Annotated in this window: 21 protein-coding genes; 14 read left to right on the top strand and 7 right to left on the bottom strand. The window is 62.2% G+C overall.

Annotation, left to right across the window (positions count from 1 at the left end; genetic code table 11):
- Positions 1-3: 3 nt before the first annotated feature.
- Positions 4-300: an acyl carrier protein gene (locus OHL12_RS08610; RefSeq protein ID WP_263413415.1), complete on the top strand. Its 297-nt coding sequence runs from the start codon at positions 4-6 to the stop codon at positions 298-300.
- A complete protein-coding gene (locus OHL12_RS08615) occupies positions 297-1,511 on the top strand; it encodes a beta-ketoacyl-[acyl-carrier-protein] synthase family protein (protein WP_263413416.1) in 1,215 nt (404 codons plus the stop codon). Before OHL12_RS08610 ends, OHL12_RS08615 begins: the two co-directional genes overlap by 4 nt.
- A gap of 80 nt (positions 1,512-1,591) precedes the next feature.
- Here OHL12_RS08615 and OHL12_RS08620 read toward each other — a convergent pair whose 3' ends face one another.
- Both OHL12_RS08620 and OHL12_RS08625 read right to left on the bottom strand, forming a co-directional pair.
- The gene (locus tag OHL12_RS08620) at positions 1,592-3,025 is read right to left on the bottom strand and encodes an aldehyde dehydrogenase family protein (protein ID WP_263413417.1); all 1,434 of its coding nucleotides are present in this window, start codon (positions 3,023-3,025) and stop codon (positions 1,592-1,594) included.
- Positions 3,026-3,133: 108 nt separating this feature from the next.
- A complete protein-coding gene (locus OHL12_RS08625) occupies positions 3,134-6,502 on the bottom strand; it encodes a TonB-dependent receptor (RefSeq protein ID WP_263413418.1) in 3,369 nt (1,122 codons plus the stop codon).
- A gap of 342 nt (positions 6,503-6,844) precedes the next feature.
- Between OHL12_RS08625 and OHL12_RS08630 the strand changes: the two genes are divergently transcribed.
- Positions 6,845-8,623, top strand: a complete 1,779-nt coding sequence (locus tag OHL12_RS08630) for a glycoside hydrolase family 13 protein (RefSeq protein WP_263413419.1) — start codon at positions 6,845-6,847, stop codon at positions 8,621-8,623.
- A 115-nt stretch (positions 8,624-8,738) separates the two neighbouring features.
- Here OHL12_RS08630 and OHL12_RS08635 read toward each other — a convergent pair whose 3' ends face one another.
- The gene (locus tag OHL12_RS08635; protein WP_263413420.1) at positions 8,739-9,626 is read right to left on the bottom strand and encodes a glycoside hydrolase family 19 protein; all 888 of its coding nucleotides are present in this window, start codon (positions 9,624-9,626) and stop codon (positions 8,739-8,741) included.
- A 196-nt stretch (positions 9,627-9,822) separates the two neighbouring features.
- Here OHL12_RS08635 and OHL12_RS08640 point away from each other — a divergent pair, with 196 nt between their 5' ends.
- Positions 9,823-11,094, top strand: a complete 1,272-nt coding sequence (locus tag OHL12_RS08640; RefSeq protein WP_263413421.1) for an APC family permease — start codon at positions 9,823-9,825, stop codon at positions 11,092-11,094.
- A 63-nt stretch (positions 11,095-11,157) separates the two neighbouring features.
- Here OHL12_RS08640 and OHL12_RS08645 read toward each other — a convergent pair whose 3' ends face one another.
- On the bottom strand, positions 11,158-12,792 hold the full coding sequence (locus OHL12_RS08645) for an alpha-L-fucosidase (protein WP_263413422.1): 1,635 nt from the start codon (positions 12,790-12,792) through the stop codon (positions 11,158-11,160).
- Positions 12,793-12,920: 128 nt separating this feature from the next.
- Positions 12,921-13,451 carry an inorganic diphosphatase gene (locus OHL12_RS08650; protein ID WP_263413423.1) on the bottom strand — a complete coding sequence of 177 codons (531 nt, stop codon included), beginning with the start codon at positions 13,449-13,451 and terminating at the stop codon, positions 12,921-12,923.
- A gap of 202 nt (positions 13,452-13,653) precedes the next feature.
- Here OHL12_RS08650 and purS point away from each other — a divergent pair, with 202 nt between their 5' ends.
- The 3 genes from purS to OHL12_RS08665 all read left to right on the top strand — a co-directional run bounded on the left by purS (position 13,654) and on the right by OHL12_RS08665 (position 16,407).
- A complete protein-coding gene (purS, locus tag OHL12_RS08655; RefSeq protein ID WP_263413424.1) occupies positions 13,654-13,896 on the top strand; it encodes a phosphoribosylformylglycinamidine synthase subunit PurS in 243 nt (80 codons plus the stop codon).
- A 13-nt stretch (positions 13,897-13,909) separates the two neighbouring features.
- Positions 13,910-15,190, top strand: coding sequence for an aminotransferase class V-fold PLP-dependent enzyme (locus tag OHL12_RS08660; RefSeq protein WP_263413425.1), 1,281 nt, complete (start codon positions 13,910-13,912; stop codon positions 15,188-15,190).
- An 80-nt stretch (positions 15,191-15,270) separates the two neighbouring features.
- Positions 15,271-16,407, top strand: coding sequence for a GGDEF domain-containing protein (locus OHL12_RS08665; protein WP_263413426.1), 1,137 nt, complete (start codon positions 15,271-15,273; stop codon positions 16,405-16,407).
- 107 nt (positions 16,408-16,514) lie between these two features.
- On the opposite strand, the gene OHL12_RS08670 is transcribed toward OHL12_RS08665, so the two are convergent.
- Positions 16,515-16,952 carry a DUF1772 domain-containing protein gene (locus OHL12_RS08670; RefSeq protein ID WP_263413427.1) on the bottom strand — a complete coding sequence of 146 codons (438 nt, stop codon included), beginning with the start codon at positions 16,950-16,952 and terminating at the stop codon, positions 16,515-16,517.
- A 95-nt stretch (positions 16,953-17,047) separates the two neighbouring features.
- On the opposite strand from OHL12_RS08670, the gene OHL12_RS08675 reads away from it, so the two are divergent.
- From OHL12_RS08675 to OHL12_RS08695, 5 genes are all read left to right on the top strand, one after another.
- On the top strand, positions 17,048-17,377 hold the full coding sequence (locus OHL12_RS08675) for a winged helix-turn-helix transcriptional regulator (RefSeq protein WP_263413428.1): 330 nt from the start codon (positions 17,048-17,050) through the stop codon (positions 17,375-17,377).
- Between the two features lie 52 nt (positions 17,378-17,429).
- A complete protein-coding gene (locus OHL12_RS08680) occupies positions 17,430-18,179 on the top strand; it encodes a J domain-containing protein (protein ID WP_263413429.1) in 750 nt (249 codons plus the stop codon).
- Between the two features lie 259 nt (positions 18,180-18,438).
- Positions 18,439-19,581 carry a sensor histidine kinase gene (locus OHL12_RS08685; RefSeq protein ID WP_263413430.1) on the top strand — a complete coding sequence of 381 codons (1,143 nt, stop codon included), beginning with the start codon at positions 18,439-18,441 and terminating at the stop codon, positions 19,579-19,581.
- Between the two features lie 173 nt (positions 19,582-19,754).
- Positions 19,755-20,132, top strand: coding sequence for a hypothetical protein (locus tag OHL12_RS08690; protein WP_263413431.1), 378 nt, complete (start codon positions 19,755-19,757; stop codon positions 20,130-20,132).
- Positions 20,133-20,159: 27 nt separating this feature from the next.
- Positions 20,160-21,692, top strand: coding sequence for a hypothetical protein (locus OHL12_RS08695; RefSeq protein WP_263413432.1), 1,533 nt, complete (start codon positions 20,160-20,162; stop codon positions 21,690-21,692).
- Between the two features lie 82 nt (positions 21,693-21,774).
- Here the strand turns inward: OHL12_RS08695 and OHL12_RS08700 are convergent, their stop codons facing one another.
- The gene (locus OHL12_RS08700; protein WP_263413433.1) at positions 21,775-22,080 is read right to left on the bottom strand and encodes a hypothetical protein; all 306 of its coding nucleotides are present in this window, start codon (positions 22,078-22,080) and stop codon (positions 21,775-21,777) included.
- An 86-nt stretch (positions 22,081-22,166) separates the two neighbouring features.
- On the opposite strand from OHL12_RS08700, the gene OHL12_RS08705 reads away from it, so the two are divergent.
- Both OHL12_RS08705 and OHL12_RS08710 read left to right on the top strand, forming a co-directional pair.
- Complete coding sequence (locus OHL12_RS08705; RefSeq protein WP_263413434.1) at positions 22,167-22,448, top strand: hypothetical protein; 282 nt, start codon at positions 22,167-22,169, stop codon at positions 22,446-22,448.
- A gap of 212 nt (positions 22,449-22,660) precedes the next feature.
- Positions 22,661-23,320, top strand: a complete 660-nt coding sequence (locus OHL12_RS08710; protein ID WP_263413435.1) for a PEP-CTERM sorting domain-containing protein — start codon at positions 22,661-22,663, stop codon at positions 23,318-23,320.
- Position 23,321 lies beyond the last annotated feature (1 nt).

Genomic DNA, 23,321 nt, shown 5'->3' on the forward strand with positions numbered 1-23,321 from the left:
GCAATGACTGACATCGAACAGGAATGCATTCGCCGCATTGCAGAGGCCAAGGGTCTTCCTCTGCATGCTGTCCACCTTGGCACGGCCCTGGACGCGATCGGAGTCGATTCGCTGGATCGCGTGAGCCTGTCGTTTGACCTGGAGGAGCAGTACGGGATCCAGATCCCCGAAAGCAAACTGCAGAGCATCCAGACGGTGGCCGACGTGGCCACCGCGGTGCAGGAGGCGATGCCCCGAACGGCTGGGGCAGGCGCGAAGGGCCCGGGACCCGATGGTGACGCCTCGGTTGGCTCCGCTTGAGGCGCGTTGTTGTCACCGGAGCGGGATGCATCAGCGCCATCGGGAACGATGTCGCTACCTTTGCGGAAAACCTGTTTGCCGGCAGGACCGGCATTGCCGACCTCACGGATTTCCCCGCGGGCGATCTGCGCTTTTCCAAGGTGGCGGCGGTTCGTGACTTTGTTGCGTCGGAGTGGGTGAGCGCGGCGCAACGGCAGGTTGCGGAACGCACCGCTCAGTTCGCGCTGGCAGCGGCGCGACAGGCGATCTCCGCTTCCGGGTTGTTGGCGAGCATTTCGGGCGAGGACGTGGCGGTGATCCTTGGCTGCTCCACCGGCGGCCGCACGGCGGAGGAGCCGGAGACGGCGAAGCTGTACACGCAGGGCGGACGCGTGCATCCGCTGACCGTGCCACGCACCATGGCCAGCAGCGGCACCAGTCTGGTGTGCATGGAACACGGCCTGACCGGGCCGGCGTACACGGTCACGACAGCATGTGCGTCCGCGACGCACGCCATCGGGCAGGCCTTTCACATGGTGCGTTCGGGCACCGTGCGAGCGGCAGTGACAGGCGGCCATGAAGCTCCGCTGACCTACGGCTTTCTGAAGAGTTGGGACAGCCTGCACGTGGTCTCGTCGACGGTGTGCCGGCCCTTTGCGAAGGATCGGGACGGCATGACCCTGGGCGAGGGTGCCGCCGTGTTCACGCTGGAGGCGATGGACGAAGCGGTGGATCGCGGAGCCACGATCCTGGCGGAAATTGTTGGCTTCGGCATGTCGTCAGACGCGAGCCACATCACGCAGCCGCACGCAGCCGGCCCCGCCGCCGCGATGACCCGCGCGCTGCGCGATGCAGGTGCGGCGGCGCAAGACGTTGGCTATGTGAATGCGCATGGCACCGGGACCGAAGCAAACGACCGCGTGGAGGCGCAGGCGCTGCTCGAGGTATTTGGCGAGGCCGGGAGGGAGCTGCCGGTCAGCTCTACGAAGAGCCTGCACGGGCACGCGATGGGAGCGTCTGGCGCGCTGGAGTTTCTGGCCACGTGCCTGGCGGTGCAGCGGGGCACAGCGCCCGCAGCTGTGCCGTGCGCCGAGCTGGACGAGGCTCTCGGACTGCGGGGAATCCTTCGCGAGAATCAGGCGCTGGACAAGCCGGTTGCGCTATCCAACTCGTTTGCGTTCGGAGGCCTGAACGGCGTGATCGCGGTGCGCCGATTCGAAGCGGGTTCATAGGCCTGGATTCATTGGCGTGCTGTTGGACAGCTTCACACGCTGAAGAACGTTGCAGCCAGGAGAGAGCACGGCGACGGCCTCTACGCTTCACCGTTGCGGCGAAGTTGCCGGCCTTCGCGAATCGTCTGCACGATGCCTCCCAGCCGGCGAGCGAATCCGCTGGCATACATGGACCGCACCACGGCCAGCAGCAGACCAACCTGCGCGGGCCTGGGTTCGCCATAGTGCGAAAGCTTGGACGACCGCTGCACAGAGACTGTCTTGACCGCGGTCATCTCCAGCAGACCCTCCGCGCCCTGGGTCGCGCCGAAGCCGCTGAGCCGGCGACCGCTGAAGGGAACACGCGGATCGGCTGACGGAAAGATGAGGTCGTTGATGAAGACGGAGCCGACCTCCAGCCGGTTCGCCAGCGTGCGGCACTCGTCTTCCCTGCCGAAGATCGAAGCCGTGAGGCCGAAGGGACATTGCTTCTCCGCAGCCAGCACCTCATCGATGGTGGCAGCGGGGATGAGCGTGATGACCGGCGCGAAGATGTCTTCCTGCGCGATGGCCATGGCGGCACTGCCGTTCTCGACCAGGATGGGGCGGACACTGCCTTCCGTTTCGTCCTGGTGAATCATTGCGCCGCTGTCCGCGGCCTGCTGAAGCAGGCGGCTCAGGCGCTGGCGTGTTCCCTGCGCGAGGGCGACGGGAGCGATGGCGCGGAAGGCTTGGCGAAGTTGTTGCACAAGCTGCTGCGTCTGCTGCGCGGATGCACCCACGTAGAACAGCCGCCGCGGTGCCATGCAGGTGCAGGAGCCATTCAGCCGCATGCCAAAGCTGATCGCCCGCACCACGCGGCCGAGATCGGCCCCGGGGAGAACGATCACCGCGTCACAGCCGGAAAGCTCCACGACGGCCGGCGTGAGGTGGTCCGCCAACTGGTGCAGCAAGGCGCGACCGGACGTGGCAGAGCCGGTGAGAAATACCTTGTTGACGCCGCTGGCAATCGCCTGCTGTGCGGCGGCAACCGACTCGTCCGTGACGCGCAACAGGCCGTCTGGCAGGCCGGCACGCTGGAGGATGGCAGCAAAGCGGTTTGCGATCGCCGCGCCGCCGAGACCCGGCTTCCAGATGACCGCGTTGCCGGCCGCAAACGCCTGCACTGTCTGCACCCCGGGCAAGAACAACGGGTAGTTCGACGGCCCGATCACGAGCACGGTACCGAGCGGCACACGGAGGACTTCGCTGTGTACACCGCTCATCCACAGCGGCAGGCCCCGCCGGTTCGGCTTGCGCGGGCGCAGCAGCCGCTCCGCGGCGGTCTCCAGGTAACGCATGGCGGCCAGCAGCGGCAGCACTTCGGACGAAAGCGAGTCCAGCGGCACACGCGAGCCGGAACTGTCCTCGGCGAAGATAAGGTCCCGCGCGTTCTCAGCCAGGAGGCTTCGAGCGCGGGCCAGAACTTTGATTCGATCGCGGACTCGAAGTGCCGCCCACTGCTGCTGTGCCTGTGTTGCTTGTTCTTCGCCCACATTTGAAAGCTAGACCGTAGCCGCTGCGGAGGCAAACGCGATTCGTTCCCAAAGCAAAAGGCAGGGCCGCAAATTGCGACCCTGCCCGAGTGGCCCCACTTTGCCGGTTTAGAACGTGTAATGCAGTTGAAGTTGAATGATGCGCGGCAGACTGCGCGTGTTGGTGATCTGGCCGAAGTTAGTGTCCGTCACCGTATTGTCGGGATTGCCATAGCTGGCGATGTTCAACGCGTTGAAGGCGTCCGCACGGAAGCCCAAGGCCTGCCGCTCGGTGATGTGGAAGTCCTTGAATGCGGAGAAGTCTACCTGGCGATAGCCGGGCGTACGCTCCGATCCCACAGCAGCGGTACCGAAGCTGTTTGGAAGCTCCGGACCATACGCGCAGGTGCCATTGAAGGAGCCAGTGCATGGTGTAGCGGACGGGTCTGTACCGAACCAGTTCTGCACAGTACGGTTGACAACCCGCAGCTTGCGGTACTGGTTCGCCCGCTGCTGGCCGTAGCTGTTGGCATTACTGTTATCGGGCGAGTAGATCGTGATCGGGAAACCCGAGTAGATCGTCGCCGAAGAGGACACGGCCCATCCGCCCAACGCAAGGTCGACAAGGCGATTGGTCGAGTTACCGAACTGCTTGCCGCGCCCGAACGGAACCTCATACAGGACCAGTGCCGTGAAGTTGTGGCGCACGTCCGTTGCTGACGGGCCGTAGTCGGCGCGGCTGTTATACGCATCCTGCCACGCACCGTTGTGCACCTGGGTGTTGGCAGCACCATAGTTTCCGGCGCTATTGGTCATAGCACGGCTGTACGTGTAGTTGAGCGTGTAGGTGAAGCCGTACTCGCCGCGGTCGCGCAGTGTTGCTTGGCCGCCGTTGTAGTTCATCATGGCGTTCGATTCGGTGACCAGCAGCTTGGAGCCCTGCCCAACGAGCCCTGCGAACGGAGTGGTCGTTGCCGCTGTGACAGTTCCGCCGTTCTGGGCAAGCAACTGAATCTGCGCTGAAGTCAATTCGTTCGCGTTGCGGTAGTCCGCAAGGTGCTGACCGGTTTCGCCAACGTAACTCACGGCGAGCGAGAGCTTGTTGTTGAGCTCGTACTCGGTCGTCAGATTGAACTCGTGCAGATACGCAGGACGAATGTGCTGCGGCCACGCACCGAAGCTGGCACCGCCGGTGTTGATGCCGTTGATGCTGAAGCCATTGGCGGCGTGGATGGGAGCACCGGGGCTGTACGCGATGTTCGCGGCCGGATCTGCAGCGGTGGGCGTCGCTGCATTTGGCTGCGAGTACACCAGAAACGGGCTCTGGTACGTGAGGCGCTGGTTGTTGGCATCGCCTTCGAAGAAGCTGGTAGTGCCGTAGCCGCCGCGGAAGACAAGGCGCTGCTTGGCTTGATAAGCAAAACCGAAGCGCGGCTGAATCTGGTCCGTCGTGGGCTGGTAGCACGAGATGTTGTCGCACACGAGCGAGCCCGCCGGAGCTCCGTTCGGAACGGAACCGGCATACTCCACCTTGCCCATGTTGGGACCGTCCAGCAGAACGTTGGCGGTCTTGTTGTTGACCTCGTTCCAGCGCTGGTCGTACTCGTAGCGGACGCCGAAGTTCAGGGTCAACTTGTCCGTGGCTTTCCAGTCATCCTGGAAGAAACCTGCGGTCCGCCACTGCCGGTTGCCGACCAGGCCGCTGCCGCCAGGGATGGCGATGCTGTCCTGGTTAGCGCGATCCAGAACGAAATCAGCACCGCTGTAGCCAGTGTCGGTGCCGTTCGGGCCGGTGAAAATGCCGTTGTAATTGAACTGTCCTGTGGAACCCTGTGCGCCAGACAGAGCATAGTTCTGCTGATAACGGATCGCCTGTACGCCCACGCTGAAGGTGTGGCGACCGTGTTGGATGGTCAGGTTGTCGTAGTACGAGAAGGTGTTGTCGCGCAGGATCTGCGGCGCGCCTGGCGAGCCGATAGAGCTGAAGTTGTCGCCGATGCCCTGGTTGGAGAAGCCCACGTACTGCTGGGTTCCGAACGGGATGCCGACGACCTTGTTTCCTGTGAGGCCAAAGACGCCGGTGGGGTCGGTGGGTACACCCTGATCCCAACGCACGCGCAGGAAGCCGACCCGGGCTTCGTTCACGATGGTTGGCGAGAAGGTGTGGACCCAGGAGGTGCCAAACATCTTCGTGGGAAACGAGTTCTGTGAGGGGAAGCTGAGCGCGAGCACGGCGACGTTGCCGTCATACGCGTCAGACTGCGCGTAGAAGCCTGTGATTTTATCTTCCGCGCGGGGATCCCACTCGATCTTCACGTCGCCCTGATTGCTTGCGAGAAAGGTCCGGGTCGGTCCTACGAAATTGTTCTGCACCAAGCCGTCGACCGGGGTGGCGTTGGGCAGCGGGTACAGCTCAGGATGGGCAAACAAGTAGCGGGCCACTGGGCTGACGATCGGCACCTGATTGTTGACGTAGGGAGCGAAGTTGTTCTGCGTGTCGTAGAGCTGCTTGGGCACGGCGGAGAAGTCGCCGTTGCGCATCGCCTGCGTGAAGACGCTGGCGGTGCCGGTACCGCCCTGGTGGCGGCGATTGCCTTGGTAGTCCACGAAGAAGAACAGCTTGTCGCGCTTGATCGGGCCACCAAAGGTGCCACCGAACTGTGTCTGCGTGAACGGATTGATGGGCTGGATGTCCGCCGGGTTCGGGTGATTCTTGTTGGCCCAGGAGTTGGCGTTCAGCTTGTCGCTTTCCAGGTAGGCAAAGGCCGAGCCGTGGAACTGGTTGGTGCCGCTCTTCAAGATGCTGACGATGTCGCCGCCGTTGACGTTGCCATAGCTGGCGGGCGCATTGGCCGTGATCACGCGCACTTCGGCAAGCGCATCGGGCGACGGGTTGTAGCCGATCAGGTTGTTCTGACCTTCGTTCTGATCGATGCCGTCGAGCGTGTAGTTGTTTGCTTGGGCGCGGTTGCCGTTTACGGCGACGATGCCGTTGTTGTACGTGTTGCGCTCCAGCGCGTTGCCGCCGGTCAGGCCGCCAGGATCGGTGTTGACCGCGCCGGGCTGGAAGAGAGTGACGGAGGAAAAGTTGCGACCGTTGAGCGGAATGGTGGCGATCTGCTGTTCGGACAGCGACAGGCCGATGGTGCCGTCGGAGGTGTCCAGGATGGGCTGCGTCGCCGCGGTGACATCTACCGTGGTGCTTGCGTTCACGGTCACGTGCGCGTCGATCTTGGCGACTTGACCGATTTCAAGCTGGAACTGCGGCACGGTCAGCGGAGCGAAGCCGGTGGCCTCGACCTCCACGCGATAGGCGCCGATGGGGAGAAAGCGGACCGAGTACACACCAGCATCGTTACTGGTGGCCGGAGTTCGGACGCCGGTCGTGACGTTCACTACCGTTACGGTCGCGCCGGGTACCGCGGCACCACTCGGGTCAAGAACCGTACCCGTGACCGTACCGGTAACCGTTTGCGCTTCCGCTGCCGCAAACGACATACAGGCCACCGCTGCCAGCGACCAATACCTTGTTGCTCTTCCAAACTGCATTTGCACTGCCTCCAAAAAGGGACTGCTCGATCGTTGTGTTCACACAGAAATGCCTTCCCGAATCAGGGAAGGAGTGAAGGATCCGTCTGTGCGGATATCTTCCGGAACGGCCCGAACTATGCTCGGAGCCGACGAGAGATTAGACGGCACGATCGGCGTCGAAGTTTCTCTTTCCCGACGTGCAAGCCCGGGGTCCTTCGCCAGCATGACGATGAACGGACGCTGCTTTGTGAAACGATTTGAGACACGCGCTCTGGATGCCCGACCCGGACGCGGCCTACAATCGCTTGCATGTCCTGGAGCCTGCACCTGCGCACCGCCGTCGCGGCCGCCCTGCTTACCTGCCCTGCCTTGCTTCCTGCCCAGCAGTTGATTAACGGCTACGAGCCCAAATGGTGGAAGGAAGCGGTGGTGTACCAGGTGTATCCGCGCTCGTTTAAAGACAACAACGGTGACGGCATTGGCGATCTGCCGGGCATCACGTCCAAGCTGGACTACCTGCAAAAGCTGGGCGTGAATGTGATCTGGTTGAGCCCGCATTTCGACTCTCCCAATGCCGATAACGGATACGACATTCGTGATTATGAAAAGGTGATGACGGAGTTCGGCACCATGGCCGACTTCGACAGCCTGCTGGCCGGCGTGAAGCAGCGCAAGATGCGCCTGATTATCGACCTGGTGGTCAACCACACCTCCGACGAGAACAAGTGGTTCGTCGAGTCGCGCAGCAGCAAGACGAATCCCTATCGCGACTTCTACATCTGGCGGCCGGGCCATACGCTGCCTGACGGCACACGCACGCCGCCCAACAACTACCCGTCGTACTTCAGTGGATCAGCGTGGACGCTGGATCCGAAGACGAACGAGTACTACCTGCATTACTTTGCGGCCAAGCAGCCGGACCTGAACTGGGCCAATCCCAAGGTGCGCCACGAGGTGTACGACATCATGCGGTTCTGGCTGGACAAGGGCATTTCCGGCTTTCGCATGGACGTGATCCCGCTCATCTCAAAGCCGACCGGCATGCCTGACCTGACGGCGGAGCAACTGAAAGCTCCACCGAATGCGTATGCCAATGGACCGCACCTGGCCGAGTACTTGCAGGAGATGAACCGCGAGGTGCTTTCGAAGTACGACGATATGTCTGTGGGCGAGGCGACCGGAACCACGCTGGCGCAGACGAACGCGCTGGTGGATGACCGTCGCCATGAGCTGAACATGATCTTCAACTTCGACGCGATCAAGCTGGGCCGCGGCGACTTCGGCCCGAGTTCCCTGGGCGCGTGGTCCTTGCCCGACCTGAAGGCCATCTATGACGCTCACGCAACGGTGCTGACCAAGCACGATTGGGATACAGTCTTTCTTTCCAACCACGACAACCCGCGCGTCGTTTCCACGTTCGGCGACGACTCGACGGACGCTCTGCGCACTGCGTCGGCCAAGCTGCTGGAGACGATGATCCTAACGCTGCGCGGCACGCCGTTCCTGTACGAAGGCGACGAGCTGGGGATGACGAACTACCCTTTCAAGAAGCTGTCCGACTACGACGACATCGCCATCAAAAACGCGTACAAAGCCGAGGTAGAGACCGGCAAGATTTCGGCGGAGGCGTTCCTGGCCTCGCAGGCGAAGACTACGCGCGACAACGCACGTACGCCCATGCAGTGGGACAGCTCGCCGGAGGGTGGGTTCACCACCGGCAACCACCCGTGGCTTGCCGTGAACCCGAACTACAAGACGATCAATGCGGCGGCCGAAGATAGCGATCCCAACTCGGTGCTGAACTATGTGCGGGCTTTGCTGAAGCTGCGCAGCGGCACGAAGGCCTTTGTGTACGGCGATTACCACGACCTGGATCCGAAGGACGCGCACGTGTACGCCTACACGCGCGAACTGGGCCCGGAGAAGTACCTGGTCGTCGAGAACTTCACGTCCAGCCCCGTGACCTACACGCTGCCGGGCGGCGTGAAAGCCTCTACGTTGCTGCTCTCGGATTACGCGAACAGCAAGGAGGCGAACACGTCAACGCTGCGGCTTGCGCCGTGGGAGAGCCGGATTTATAAGCAGTAGATTCGAGGCTGGCGTTCGATCGCCCAGGCAGCGATACGTGGGTCTCTAAGTAGCCGTCGAAAAAAGTAAGGCATAGCTCTCGCTATGCCTTACTTTTTCTGTCACTCAGGACTAATTAGAAGACCACGTCTACCGTCCAGATATCCCACTCGTCCACTTCGGCCGCCTGCATGTTCGCGAGCGTGCCAGAGGCCGGCACCATCGATTCCAGGAACCACTTGGCGCGCTGCAACAGGCGCTTGCGGTCGTCGAGGCCGTTGGTGCCGCCGTTGATCTTGCGCGTGATGCCGACAACATCGTCCTTGTCGGCCAGTGTGTTCAGCGCATGCGTCTGCCAGAACCAGATAGCGGCCTGTACGGCAAGCGCGGGATCGTCGCAGATGCGGCGCGGCGCATCGCCGGTGGTGAAGTCCGCGGCAACCGACTTGCCGAAGGCGATGTAGTTTGCCCGGCCGGTGAGTTGGATCAAGCCGCGGCCCTTGAAGCGCGGGCCGTCCCCTGGCTGCGTGTTGCCCAGATCTTTGCGGCCTTCGTAAGCTTCGCCGCTGGCAATCTCTTCCGTGTAGCGCAGCTCTCCACTCTCGTGGCCAACCTGTGCCAGGAAGTGGCTGCGGCGCAGCGGACTGTTGATGTCCGCCGCGCTCATGGCCGCGACCAGCGGAGCGAAGAACCGCGCAATGGTCGTGGCCGGCGCGTGGACATATATGCCCTGCAGCCGTGCGGCTGAAAAACCTGTGGCCATGCCCTGCCGCAGCGCGCGCAGGGTCGAGCCCTGCCGTGGGTCGTTCCCCGCTTCGGGGGTGACGAGGCCCGCTGTGTCGTGACCGCCCAGTACACCGTGCTGGTAGAGCTCGATCGCAGCAATCGTGCCCGGGCCGCACACGCCGTCCGCGGCCATCGCAGGCGATGCTTGGGGCGAGTTCATCTGCAAGAGGAGCTGGACGGTCCGCACATCGTCCCGGCTGTTGGTGCCGCCTCGCCCCACCGTTGCCGCGATGCACATGCGCCTGACGGTAGCACAGCGTGGCGAAAGATTTCTTCGCACAGCAACGCGATTGGTTTTACTCTCACATCTCGTGCGCCGCGCGGGCACCTGACCCGCGCCGCCCCTGGAGGTGAACCACCCTACAATGCCTGCAACCGCCACTCTCGCCGAAGCCCGCCCGAGGAAGCATTCCTCCCTGCGCAAGATGCGCCTGATGCCCCTGTTGGCCGCCACGTACTTCATGGTCTCCGGTGGACCGTACGGCCTGGAGGACATCATCGGCGATGCCGGCTACGGCCGCGCCCTCCTCATCCTTCTGCTGTTGCCGTTTGTGTGGAGCCTCCCCACGTCGCTGATGCTGGGCGAACTGTCCGCGGCGATTCCGGTTGAGGGTGGCTTTTACGCCTGGGTGCGTCGCGCCATCGGGCCGTTCTGGGGTTTTCAGGAGGCCTGGCTTTCGCTGGCGTCTTCCATCTTTGACATGGCGATCTACCCGACCACGTTTGTGCTCTACCTGGGGCACCTGGCGCCCGCGCTAACTGCAGGGCATCGTGGCCTCTTCATCAAGCTTGCGGTCGTGGCGCTGGCCACGTTGTGGAACCTGCGCGGCGCTGCGTCCGTGGGGCATGGTTCGGTGTGGATGTGGGTGGTCGCGCTTTCACCGTTTCTGATCCTGGTAGGCCTGGGTGGGTGGATGGGGCTCCACGCCGGGCACGCCGCGATGGGTCCGCCGGCGCGTCTGGCGCTGGGCCCGGCCATCCTGGTGGCCATGTGGAACTACATGGGCTTCGACAACGCCAGCACCATTGCGAATGAAGTGCACGAACCGCAGCGCACCTACCCCCGCGCCATGCTGCTGGCCGCGCTGATGATCATGCTGACGTACCTGCTGCCGATTGGTGCCGTGGCGTGGGCGGGCATCGCGCCCGATCGCTTCTCCACCGGCGCATGGGTCGACGCGGCGCGCCTGCTGGGCGGGCCCGCGCTGGCCGTCGCCGTTGTGCTCGCAGGATCACTGGACAGCATGGGCACATTCAACGCGCTCACGCTCAGCTACACGCGCCTGCCGTACGCGATGGCGTGCGACGGACTGTTGCCGCGCGTGTTCACGCTGCGCAACAAGCGCGACGTGCCGTGGGTGGCCCTGCTGGCGTGCTCAGTGGGATGGGCGCTTGCGTTTGGACTCACGTTTGAGCGTCTTATCACCATCGACCTGCTGCTGTGGGGTTTGTCGCTGGTGCTGGAGTTCGCTGCGCTGGTTCGCCTGCGCGTGACGGAGCCAGACCTGCCCCGCCCCTTCCGCATCCCCGGACCCCTTGCGGTGCCGATCCTGCTGGGGGTTGGTCCAACTGCGCTGATTGCCTTTGCCTTGTGGACAGCGAGGGATGAACGCGCGGCAGGCATGCCGGCCGCGCTGTTTGCAATGCTGATCGCCTTGGCAGGCCTACCAGTGTATGCCCTGTTGCGGCGCCGCAAAACCGCATAGCCGCACACGCGTTGATTCACAAAGCAGAGGGGGCGACCTCATTGGTCGCCCCCTCTCTGTCGCTTAGCTCTGGATCTTCAGCACATATGCATATGGATTCGGTTTGTCCGGAGGCACCGTCACGACCAGCGCTTCCCCGGTCTGCTGAAAGTTCAGCGGGGCGGTTGCGCCGATCAGATCCACGCGCTGAACAGGCCGCGGCAGAGCATGTTCACCGCCGCGACGCAGCGTCTTGATGCGAACTGTGCCGTCCATGGGCCATGCCAGCACGAAGGCGTAGAGCATGTCGCCTTTGCGGGTGAAGCGAATGTCTTCTGCCGTGTGCGGCCGCGTCTTTTCGCTGAAGTCTTTCGTGATCGGCTCCGGCGGCCCCTCGCCGTAGACGTCGTACGGTCGTGTGCCGTAGATCGCTTCGCCATGCTGCGGAACCCACGACGCCAGCGCCTGCAGAAAGGCGTGCTCGTCTTCGTCGATGGCGCCATTGCCGCGGACCGGGATGCTGAGCAGCAGATTGCCGTTCTTGCTGATCACGTCGATCAGCATGGCGATCACCACCTCCGGCGTTTTGTAGCGGTGCTGCTCGAAGATGCGGCGGTCGTAGTGCCAGTCGCCAATGCAGGTGTCGGTCTGCCACGGCTCGGCAAGGATCTCGGTCGAGCGAGAACGTTCGATATCCAGCGTGAACGCGCCGGCGTGCTCGGGCGTGGGTTTCTTCGCGAAGATCACGCCCTGCTGCGACCCATTTCGCGCGATCGAGCTGTTGTAGAAATGCGCCGTTACATCGAGGCCCTTCTGCCCCAGGGGGATCTCTTCGTCGTCGAAGTAGACCAGGTCCGGTTCGTACTTATCGAACAGATCGCGCGTGCGCATGGCCCAGTGCTGCGCGAATTGTGGGTTTTCCGGCGGATCCTCTTCGTGCCACTTGCCGTCGTGCGCATCGTGCCACGCCCTCTGCGCTGCAATGGTGTTGATGCCGTCGGGAATGACCAGATTGCGGCCGCTATACAGCTCCTGCGGGTCGTAGCCCTGCCACCATTTGCCGTTGCCATCGGCCTTGGTCAGCGTGTACGCGTCATAGCGAACGTTCGCCTTTGGCCCGATGGCGTCGTAGCCGTATGCGGTCTGGAACCAGTGCCACGCGTGCGAGCTGTGGTTACTGACACCGAATCGCATGCCGTGCGCCTTCGCCACGCGCCGCCACTCGCCAATGATGTCGCGCTTGGGCCCGATGCGCGTTGAGTTCCACGAGTGGTACGTCGAGTCGTAGTTGTCGAAGTTGTCGTGGTGATTGGCCAGCGCAAAGAAGTACTTCGCGCCCGCAGCCTGGTAAAGCTGCATCAGTTGCTCGGGCTGCCACTGGTCCACCTTCCAAAGGTGATCGAGTTGCATGAAGCCGAACTCCGACGGGTGGCCGTAGTTCTTCACGTGGAAGTCGTAGGTGTCGTCACCCTGCATGTACATTTTGCGGGCGTACCAGTCCCCGTGCTCGGGAACGCACTGCGCGCTCCAGTGGGCCCAGATGCCAAATTTGACGTCGCGAAACCACTCGGGCGTGCGGTACTGCTTCAGCGATTCCCACGTTGGCTGAAACGGCCCGGAGGCAATTGGCTGCTGCCCAAACAGGGATCCGGCCCGGCTAACCGCGGCTGCGGCAGCCGCACTCTTCAGCAAACCTCTGCGTGACAAACGTCCTGACATGCGGACCATAGTACGCCCTGCTATATACGTTTACCTGAACGCGAATCGCTGACCTTCATCCATGCAACTTCGGCGCAAAGAACCGGGCTCGGCCATAGCCGAGCCCAATCGTTTGAATGCGGAATGAACTACTTCGCGTTCTTCGCCTTGTATGCAGCGACGGACTTTTCGATGACCTCGCGCGCATACTTCACGTCGCGCCATCCCTGGATTTCAACCTTCTTGCCTTCCAAGTCCTTGTAGGTAGAAAAGAAGTGAACGATCTCCTTCAGCTTGTGCGGGTGAATCTGCTCATAGCTGTTGATGTCGAAGTAGCGCGGGTTTGCGCAGCCGACCGCCAGGATCTTTTCGTCGCCCTCGCCGCCGTCAATCATCTCCATCAAGCCGATTGGACGCACTTCCTGCAGGCAGCCGGGGAAGCTGGGTTCGTCGACCAGCACCAGCACGTCCAGCGGATCGCCGTCGTCGCCCAGCGTGGACGGCAGAAAGCCGTAGTCACCGGGATAGTGCACCGGCGAGTACAGGTTGCGATCGAGTTTGAAGACATGGAGCTGCTTGTCGTACTCGTACTTCATCTTCCCTTCGTAAGGGATTTCAATGATCGCGTTCACGACCTCAGGCGCCTTTGCGCCCAACGGCAACTCCAGATAATTCGGCATCGATGTTCTCGTCCAGATTCAAAAAGTAATACCGGCTTAGCCGGTCGTGCTTCCCTCACCTGCTCCCAGCCATTTGCCGGGCGCAGGTTCCGCGTAAAACGGCGCAGAAACGGCAGCAACCCCACGAGCATACCCGCTCTTTCCGATTTCGGCCAATGACCCAACTCGGTCAGTTGACGAACACACGGATTACACTAGCCCCATGCGTGCTCACGTTTACGTCACCCTGAAGCCCACTGTGCTCGACGCACAGGGTCAGACCATCGCCAACGCTCTTCGCCGCATGCAGCACCCGGGCGTCGAATCCGTGCGCCAGGGGAAGTACTTCGTGCTCACGCTGGCCGATACGCTCTCGACCGACGACGCCAAGGCCGAGGTGGAGCGCATCGCCTCTGGCGTTCTGACCAATCCGGTCATTGAGGACTACACCTTCCGCATCGAGTAGATGTAAGAGGCGCATGACTTCCAGACGCAACTTCCTGAAGAACGCCGCAGCTTGCGCGCCGGCCTCCGTCCTTGCGCAGGCATCGTCCTCTGGGCAAGGCATGCCGCCGCCGTCTTACAGCATCGCCGACCTTCCGCAGCACTATGACGTCGACCGTTCCGTCATCAATCTGGAAAACGCCTACTGGGGCGTGATGCCGCGTGAGACTGCCGCCGCGTATGCCGAGAACATTCAGTACGTGAATCGACTGAATTCTGTTTTTGCGCGCAACACGTTGGCCGATCACACGATGAACGCGCAGTTCGACGACGCCCGTGCCAGCATCGCTTCCCTGTTGCACTGCGACACGGAAGAGATCGCGCTGACCCGCTCCGGCTCCGACGGCCTGCAGAGCCTGATCGTGAATTACAACCTGTTGAAGCCAGGCGACGCGGTGATTTACTGCGACCTGGACTACGACGCCATGATCTTCGCGATGGAGTACCTGCAGGAGCGGCGCGGCGCGCAGATTGTCCGCTTCACCATGCCCGAGCCGGCGACCACGGCCAACATTTTGGCCGCGTACGAAGACGTTCTGAAGCGCACGCCGAACGCGAAGCTGCTTTTGGTCACGCATGTCTCAAACCGGACCGGGCTGGTTACGCCCGTGCGCGAGATCGTGGCCATGGCACGCGCACGCGGCGTGGACACCATCGTCGATGCCGCGCACGGCATTGGCTGCCTGGACGTGACGCTGCCCGACTTCGGCGCGGACTTCGTCGGCTGGTCCATGCACAAGTGGCTCGCCGCGCCGCTCGGCACCGGTGCCGTGTACATCCGCAAATCGCGCATCCCCGACATTGAGATCGCGTTCGACAATCACGACGTGCCGACCGACGACATTCGCGCGCGCATCCCCGCGGGCACGGTGAACTTCGCCGCATTCATGACGATTCCCGCCGCTATCGACTTTCATCGCAAGGTCGGCCCCGCAGCCAAGGAGCGGCAGCTACGCACGCTGCGCAATCGCTGGGTCGACGCTGCCCGCAGCATCCCTGGTGTAGGGATCACCGTGCCCGACGACCCGGCGCGCTACTGTGCCATCACCAGCTTTCGCCTGCGCGGCATGCACACCGACGCCGAGGCCGAACGCGTGCAGCACGTTCTGTTGCAAAAGCACAACGTCCACACGGTTGCCCGCAAAGGCGTTCATCAAGGGCCGGTGATTCGTGTGACACCTGCGCTCTTCAACACGCTCGCCGATTGCGATGCACTCGTGCGGGCGCTGGAAGCCGAACAGAATCTCTTCGCGTAGAACTGACAGGCCGATTCTCACGCGCAAGAACAAAGTCGCCCTCGATGCGCTTCAGGTAGCCGGGCTATGCTGAGAGAGGCATGGGTGCGTTGCGTCTTGATAACCTGACAATCCTGTTGTGTTTGCTGGCGTCCGCCTTTCTGTTTGCATGCTCTTTCGGAGCAGTGTGGGTCAGCAACCGGCGTAGCAGGAGCGCCGGACACTTCAGCCTGGCCTTTACTGCCGGCGCACTCAGTTGCTTCCTCTTCACGTTCGTTCAGGCCAACGGATGGTGGGGCATCTTCCTCAACACAGTGGTGGGCGACACCCTGGTGAGCGTCTTCACATCCTTGCTGCACGTTGGGATACGAAGGCAGATCGGTTTGTCGCGCCACCACCAGTTGATCGCGACACTGCCGGTTGTCCCGTTCTGTTGCCTCGTCTTCTTCACGGAGCATCGCGATTCCATGCTGGCGCGGATCCTGGTGCTCGCTCTGTATGGCGTTGCAATTAGGACCTGGGTGGGCATCGATCTGCTGAAGAGCGGCAGGCCTGGGACGCAACGGGCCTTGGCATACGTGATGTTCCTGTTTGGCGCGCTCAGCCTTTGGCAGGGGTTAGGGACCATCGCCGTCGGGGCGCCCGCAGATTACATGCGAGCCGACCTGGTCCAGTCATCCGTACTCTTTCTCTTTCTGCTCTTCGTACTCGCTTCAGGCCTTCTGCTCTTTTTGTTGTTGAACGATGACCTGGTGCAGCGGCTGGAACATGATGCCGAGCGCGATTTTCTTACAGGCGCGTTGAATCGCCGCGGCTTCGAACGCGCCCTGATAGCGGAACTGGAACGCAGTGCGCGCCATCGGCAGGCGCTGGTGCTTGGCCTGTTGGATCTGGATCACTTCAAGCGCATCAACGACACCAACGGACATGCCGAAGGTGACCGCATCCTGTGTGAAATCACCCGGGTCGCTACCGCATCGATTCGTCCCTATGACTACCTGGGACGCTTCGGCGGAGATGAGTTTGTCCTTCTGCTGCCCGGAACTAGTTTGGGTGAGGCGAAGGCAGTCGCGGAGCGCATCCGCGCAGAGATTGCAGCGCGTCTGCAGTCCGTCTCCATCAGCATCGGACTCACCGCAGGCGTCGCGAGTGACAGCATGGACAGCATTGTGCGGCGCGCCGATGAAGCTCTGTACCGGGCCAAGCAGGACGGGCGAAACGCAATCGCTCTTGCCTGAGCCTTGCCTGTTACTGCGTGACGCCTACGCTGTTCAACCCGCTAACCGATGCGATGTGCTCGTGCGGCTCTGTACGACCAACATACGTTCCGGCCTAGCGCGCAGACTCAGCGCACCAGCACATCCAGCATCAGGATTGCTGCGATCGCAAGTGCCGCGATGCGCACCCGATGCCTTCCGTCCCAGATGCGGTGGATGCGTTGCCAATTGGGCGCACCCTGGGCGATGCGAGTGTTGAGTGGCACCAGCACAAACAGCGAGATCACCGAGGTCAACACCCAGATCGCGTCCGCGGCCAGCAAGAGATCGCGTCCTGCCTCATGCCAGCGCAGCCACGTCTGCACAAACAGCAGCAAGGTGCACACGGGATACCAGACCGGCATCACGCGTCCCATCACAAGCGCGAATCTGCTGAGCATCTTCAACTGCGCTTCGGCTTCCAGCCGCCACGCCGCTGGATTGACAAAGGCGGAGACAGAGAACTCGACGCCAACCACGGTAACAACCAGAAAGACGGTAACTACGTTCAAGATATGCATCGGCATGCTCCTGTTGACTCCTTGGCTTCAGACGCCGTCCAATCGAACCTGATGCAAAAAGCAACACTGACAAAGATGTCAGCGGAGGCGGAGTGATGGGCGTGTCGAAGAAGGAGATCTCGCCGTGCCCCATCGACGTGACGCTGAGCGTGATCGACGGCCGATGGAAAGGCACGATTATGTGGCGACTGCTGGACGGGCCGATGCGAACCAGCGAACTCCGCAAGAGCATTCCTGAGATCACGGAGCGCATGCTGATCCGTCACCTACGAGACATGACCGCCAGCGGCATCCTGCACCGGCAGCAAGACCAGCAATCGTCTGTGCGAGTGCAATACTCGATCACGCCCTATGGCATGACCCTGGTGCCCGTGCTGGACGCGCTTTGCACCTGGGGACGGCAGCACCTTCAACGGCAGATCTCTTCGTAAAGGAGGCTTCATCTCTCACGCAACTTCATCCACGGCACTGGTCCGCTTCCGCATGCCGGAGAGCCTCGACCTGATGCGACGGCGTCATGAGCTAGCAGAACTGCGCAAGCTGCTGTTGAGCCGCGAGCAGACGCTGGGCGAACTGCGCGCGCACTTGATCAGCTTTGAGGGCCGTTACCTGCGGCAGGTGGGCCTGCTGTATCGGCGGCTGGATGAGTGGGAGCAAAAGATTGCGGAGCTGCACGGCAGAGCCGCGGAACCCGAGAGCGAGTCTGACGAGTGGCACGCGGAAGATGTATCCAACTCGTTCGATCCCCTGGTGTTGAAGACCGCCTACCGCGACCTGGTGAAGCTACTGCATCCCGACTTCGCCGCCGATGCCGACGACGAGCAACGCCGCACTTACCTAATGTCGCTCGCCAATGAGGCATACCGGCGGCAAGACATTGCTGCGATCCGGCGCATGCTCAGCGGCTATGATCCGGCACTCGATCTTACTTCCGCGAGAAGCTCGCACGAGGAAGCAGTGCGCCTTTCCGCCATGATCTTTCAAGTGACGCAGGACCTGGAGGCCGCAAACCTGCAGATTGAGGAGTTGCAACGCTCCGAATCTGCGAAGCTGCAACAACGCACGTTAGAAGCCGCCCGGCAGGGCCGCGACCTACTGGCGGAAATGGCCGCACGCGTGAACGGCAGCATTGGTCTTGCCATGCGGCGGTATGAACTGGACCTGTCACGCAAGCAGCGACCGTCGAAGGGTATGAGCGTGGAATCTCTGGTAACGGCCGAGATCAAGCTGTGACCCCGAGATAGGAGTGACACGCCTCAGCTCCGGCTAGACCGAACGCTGGCCTAGTAAGCTCAGGTATGTCTCCAGATGCGCTGCGACCCTTCAAGTAAGGGAGCCACCTGGTCTCGCGGATGGTACGGCATTCACCAACAAGATGCTTGACACTCGGGGACGCCCTACTTAGTCTTCTTCTGCTACTAAATAGTCATAGAGAAATTGTTCCAACTTTGCACTTCGTCTGTGTTTAGTGTGCTGGACCTTGGAGAGAACGTTGCAAATTCAGTATCGGGATCCGTCCCTTCCGGAACGCAGGCGATCGACAGATACCTGGGCGTACCACTTCGCTGCGATCATCCAATCCGCGGAAATCGCGATTGTCAGCAAGGATCTCGACGGCATTGTGACGAGTTGGAATCCAGCCGCAGAGCAGATCTTCGGGTATACGGCCCAGGAGATGATCGGGCAATCCATACGCCGGGTGTTTCCGCCCGACCGGCTCTGGGAAGAGGATCTGATCCTGAGCAAAGTTCGCAACGGGCAGCATGTGCACCATTACGAATCGCAACGCGTGACGAAGTCTGGCATGGCGATCACCGTAGCCCTAACGATCTCGCCGATCAGTGACGCCTCCGGCAAGATCATCGGCGCATCGAAGATCGCTCGTGACGTCTCAGAGGAGCGGGAGTTCCGGCGTGCTGTGGAGCGCGCAAAAGATCAGTTCATTTCCAATGTGTCTCACGAATTGCGCACGCCGCTCACCAGCATCAAGGCAGCCCTGAAGTTACTGGAAATGGGTGGTAGCCGAAACGACGATCCACGTTCCGCCGCGCTCTTCCGCATCGCGAATGATAATGCGGAACGCCTTCTGCGCCTGGTAGATGACTTGCTCGACTTCCAGCGGCTGGAGGCGAAGACGACGATCGACCTTCGCACGTGCCGCATTACGGAGGTGGTGCGCCCCGCGGTGGAGTCGGTGAGCGCACTCGGCGAGTTGCGGAGCGTGGAACTGCTCTGTGACATGGCGGAGGTGAGCGATGACACGGCTGTCATGGCCGATCCGACCCGCTTACAACAGGTGCTGCTCAACCTGCTGGCGAACGCACTCAAACACTCCCCGCGCGAAAGCAAGATCCAGATCAAGGTGGCGCCGGAAGGCAACGATCTGTCCATCCGAGTGATCGACGAGGGCAGCGGCATACCCGAGGATCAGCTGGAACGAATCTTCGAGCGGTTCGAGCAGGTGGATAAGACGGACGCGCGGCATGAGGGCGGGGTTGGGCTTGGCCTTGCCATCAGCCGAAACATCGTGGAGCAGCACGGTGGCAGGATCTGGGCCGAACGGAACGATGCCAAAAAGCCGGGAGCGCCTGGATCCACGTTTACGTTGATCCTGCCGTGCGCAGCCGTTCTGTAAACCGGCGCTGTGGAACTTCGCGTGAGCCACGGCAGCAGTTCAGCTTCTCGCGCCGGCAGTGCGGAAGCGATCTGCGCTTCTGCGCCGTAGGCGATTCACGAGCAGACCGGGCTGGCTAGGATGCAGGCCGCTTCCCTTGCATCCACACAACCGCTATCCTCATCCCACACACCATGCGCACGCTCCGCGCCACTTTCGCAGCCCTTGTGGGCGCCGTCTTCGCCCTGGGTCTGTACCTGGCTTGGTTCTTCAAGTTCACCGGGCAAAGCAGCCCGTGGGAAGGCGCCAGTGTCGGCTTCATAGTGCTGACCGGCGTGATCGCCGCCGTGTGCGGCCTGCTAGGCGGCCTGGCGGGCGCCCTGCTGGCGCCGGAGACGCCCCGAGGTACCGCGGACGCAATCGCGGCCCTGATCGCATTGGGTGCTGCCTTCGCCGAAACACACACGCCCGGCCAGCACCACTACCCACAGGCGCTCGCTCTGCTCGTTGCCGCGCCCGCCGCCTATGTCGCAGGCCGCCTGCGCCGCCCGGCTCCCGCGGTTTCGCGATAGGCTGCACCAGCGGCGTACAACTGAAGTATGTCGACGCTGACTCGCCGAACATTTCTCGCGCAGACCCTCGCCGCATCCGCCACGCTCGCCATCACGGCACAGGATCCGACCGGCACCCTTCCCTCCGCAACACTCCGTCTGCCGGCCGGACCCGCCGGACCCAAAGTGCCGCACGACTTCATCGGCCTCTCGTACGAGGTGATGCAGTTGGAGGACCCCACCTTCTTCTCTCCGGCGAACGTCGGCTTGGTTCAGCAGTTTCGGAATCTCAGCCCACACGGCGTTCTGCGGCTGGGCGGCAACACCAGCGAGTTCTCTTGGTGGAAGGCGACGCCCGACCAGCAGCCGCCCCACCGCGTGGGCAATGTGAATGATCCGGGAGAGCCGCCACCGACGACGATTTACGCTGTAACCCCGGAGGCCATCCGCAACCTGCGCGGGTTCCTGGATGCGACCAGCTGGACCTGCATCTACGGTTTGAATCTGGGCTACGGCACGGTGGAGACCGATGTGGCAGAGGCGACCTTTGTCTACGAAACGCTGGGCTCGCGGCTGCAGTACTTTCAGGTGGGCAACGAGGTCGACCTATTCAGCCGACACCTGCGCGATAAGAACACATGGAACGTGGACACGTACCTGCAGAACTGGCTGCAGATCGCCCGAGCCGTTCAGAAAGCCTGCCCCAACGCCAGCTTCGGCCTGCCCGACGTGGCGAGCGACGTGACCTGGCTCACACAGATCGCGGAACGCTGGCCATCGCTGCCGGACAAGCCGCACGTGACGACGCTTTCGCACCACTACTATGCGGGCGGTCCTCCGGCTAATCCGAAGCTCACGGCCGAGAGCCTGCTGGTCGCTTCGCCCAAGGTCAGGCAGGATGCCGAGTTGACGAAAGCGGCGGCAGATCGCATGGGACTCCGCTACCGCATGACCGAAGGCAACACCTGTTACCAGGGCGGCAAACCCGGCGTGAGCGACGTGTTCGCCGCCGCGTTATGGGGTGCGGAGTACGCATTTCATCTGATGCAGGCCGGCTACAGCGGCCTGAATCTGCACGGCGGCTCCGGGCACGCACAGGCCGTGAGCGTGGGAGGCAGCCTGCGCGGCGAGGCGCTGATGCCGGACCCGAATGCACCGCATCCCAAGCCGTTCTACACGCCCATTGCGAACGAGGGAACGCTGGCCGGGTCGGGCGTGGACGGCAAGCTGAACGGTACCTATGTGCTGGAACCCGTGGGTGCCGGCTTGAAGTTTGCCGCAGCCTTTGCTGGGTGCCAGATGGTCCCGGTCACGCTGGAGTCGAATTTGAACGTCAGCGCTTACGCAGCGCGGCGCGCGGACGGCAAGGTTCTTGTCGCGATCCTGAACAAGAAACCCTCACAGGTACTGTCATTGACCGCGCCAAACTTCCAAACATTGGCGACGCTTACTGGTGCTTCGCTGGAGGCACACGCGGCGCAGGTGAGCGCTGTAGTCCGCGAGACCAGCAGCAGGCGGAGTTCCGCCGGGCAGACGTTCCTGCTGCCGCCGCACTTCGCGACACTGATCGTCCTGGAATAGCGCGGCAGTGCCGTCCGCTCGCGCAAAGGAGAAGCGCGACCACTTCACAGCGGTCGCGCCCTCGTTCCTGCGTGCGATTCAATTACTGCGGCAGACCGGCAGCGTCGGCCTTTGCGTTGGCCTTGTCCTGGTCCTTGGCGGCCTTCTTCGCCTCATGCGTTCCGAGTGCCTTAGCGGTGTGCTTATCGGCCTTGGCCTGTTCCTTGTAGGCCTTCTTGGTAGCGCCAGAGTTCAGCTTTGCCGCTTCCTGGTCTGCTTTGTGATCGATCTTGGCCTGCGCTTGGTCGACCTTGCGCTGATCCTGGTTCGTGGTGTCCTGCTGGGCAACAAGTGTTCCGGTGGCGAGAAAGGCCGCGAGCGTGAACGCTGCAAAGGTGTGCTTGCGCATTGTGAGTCAATCTCCTCATTTGTAAGATGTCGTTTCCGCGGCAACGGTATGCGTCAGAAGTTTCACGGATCGGGTAGTTTTGGGAGATGCGTTGGCAGATTCGGATTGCGCTCTGGGCAGTGGGGATCGTTGTCGGCAGCTTTGTCCTTGACCAACTGATCTGGACCCTGAGCGGATCGCCCGTTCGGCAGGTCGAAGTCAGGGTGCTGACAACGATGGAGCTGAAGAACCACAAGGAAGATTACGGCACGCCTAACACCCAGGTGATCGCCTGTGAGGCGTCGCTGTTGCCCTTTCCAGGCTCAGGGGGCTGGAGTAGACCTTGCTGGTGGCTCCAAAGGCACAGCGAGGTCATCCGGCGCTACTAGCCGCTCTGAGTACCGGACGCGGGTATTCGACCCCGGCGCTCACTGGAAGCGTGGGCGATGCCGCTCTTTGACTGCAAAGCCTGCGAAGTTGGCTGCTCACAGCATCCCGGCTTCGCGGATTGGCGTCCCAAGCAGCAAAGTCGGCGCTCCCCCCAACGAGGCGCCGCTTTCTCAGTCACATCATTCAGCACACAGGAAACAGGAGATAGCACGTGAAACGTCTCGTTTTCCCCATCGCCGCAGCCATGCTGGTGGCGGCCTTCTCAACTCAGGCAAGAGCCACTCCGTACACCGTCTTGGTCAGCGGGCCGGGCGTCAGCGGAACCATCACGCTCAACTACGGAACCACGACGGATTCCAAGACTCCTTCGGGTTACGAGATCACGGGCGTCAGCGGAACCTTTACGGACACGAACAACGGGCTGAACATCGTGAACGGCACCATTACGGGCTTGGAAAGTCTGAACCGGACGGCGCCGGAACCGACGAACCATCTGGCTCCGAACGACTTCAGCGCTTACGCCGTGGCGCAGCCGTTCGGGCCGGAGCAGAGCACCGCGCTGCACTATGACAACCTGTTCTATCCGACGGGCTCGCCGCAGACTGCGACGGATTATCCGTTCTCGGGTGGCGTGCTTGATATCTACGGCGTGCTGTTTGATGTGGACGGCTACGTGGTCAACCTTTGGAGCAACGGCGTGCAGCCGGTGATCGGGCTCAACTACGGTGTGGCGGTTGCCAATCACGATCAGGCGTTCGATTACGTGCAGCCGGCTGGGGTGGTTCCGACGCCGGAACCTGCTTCGCTGTCCCTGCTGGGCACGGGTGCGATCGCATTGCTGTCACGCCGGCGGTGGTTGCGCAGGAGCTGAC

The organism is Terriglobus aquaticus, assembly GCF_025685415.1.
Taxonomy (GTDB): Bacteria; Acidobacteriota; Terriglobia; order Terriglobales; family Acidobacteriaceae; genus Terriglobus; species Terriglobus aquaticus.

Bases quoted from the DNA above. Each gene is read 5' to 3' on its own strand.
- OHL12_RS08610 (WP_263413415.1), top strand. From the start codon at position 4: ATGACTGACATCGAACAGGAATGCATTCGCCGCATTGCAGAGGCCAAG.
- OHL12_RS08625 (WP_263413418.1), bottom strand. From the start codon at position 6,502: ATGTCGTTTGCGGCAGCGGAAGCGCAAACGGTTACCGGTACGGTCACG.
- OHL12_RS08630 (WP_263413419.1), top strand. From the start codon at position 6,845: ATGTCCTGGAGCCTGCACCTGCGCACCGCCGTCGCGGCCGCCCTGCTT.
- OHL12_RS08635 (WP_263413420.1), bottom strand. From the start codon at position 9,626: ATGTGCATCGCGGCAACGGTGGGGCGAGGCGGCACCAACAGCCGGGAC.
- OHL12_RS08640 (WP_263413421.1), top strand. From the start codon at position 9,823: ATGCCCCTGTTGGCCGCCACGTACTTCATGGTCTCCGGTGGACCGTAC.
- OHL12_RS08645 (WP_263413422.1), bottom strand. From the start codon at position 12,792: ATGTCAGGACGTTTGTCACGCAGAGGTTTGCTGAAGAGTGCGGCTGCC.
- OHL12_RS08650 (WP_263413423.1), bottom strand. From the start codon at position 13,451: ATGCCGAATTATCTGGAGTTGCCGTTGGGCGCAAAGGCGCCTGAGGTC.
- purS (WP_263413424.1), top strand. From the start codon at position 13,654: ATGCGTGCTCACGTTTACGTCACCCTGAAGCCCACTGTGCTCGACGCA.
- OHL12_RS08660 (WP_263413425.1), top strand. From the start codon at position 13,910: ATGACTTCCAGACGCAACTTCCTGAAGAACGCCGCAGCTTGCGCGCCG.
- OHL12_RS08665 (WP_263413426.1), top strand. From the start codon at position 15,271: ATGGGTGCGTTGCGTCTTGATAACCTGACAATCCTGTTGTGTTTGCTG.
- OHL12_RS08670 (WP_263413427.1), bottom strand. From the start codon at position 16,952: ATGCCGATGCATATCTTGAACGTAGTTACCGTCTTTCTGGTTGTTACC.
- OHL12_RS08680 (WP_263413429.1), top strand. From the start codon at position 17,430: ATGCCGGAGAGCCTCGACCTGATGCGACGGCGTCATGAGCTAGCAGAA.
- OHL12_RS08690 (WP_263413431.1), top strand. From the start codon at position 19,755: ATGCGCACGCTCCGCGCCACTTTCGCAGCCCTTGTGGGCGCCGTCTTC.
- OHL12_RS08695 (WP_263413432.1), top strand. From the start codon at position 20,160: ATGTCGACGCTGACTCGCCGAACATTTCTCGCGCAGACCCTCGCCGCA.
- OHL12_RS08700 (WP_263413433.1), bottom strand. From the start codon at position 22,080: ATGCGCAAGCACACCTTTGCAGCGTTCACGCTCGCGGCCTTTCTCGCC.
- OHL12_RS08705 (WP_263413434.1), top strand. From the start codon at position 22,167: ATGCGTTGGCAGATTCGGATTGCGCTCTGGGCAGTGGGGATCGTTGTC.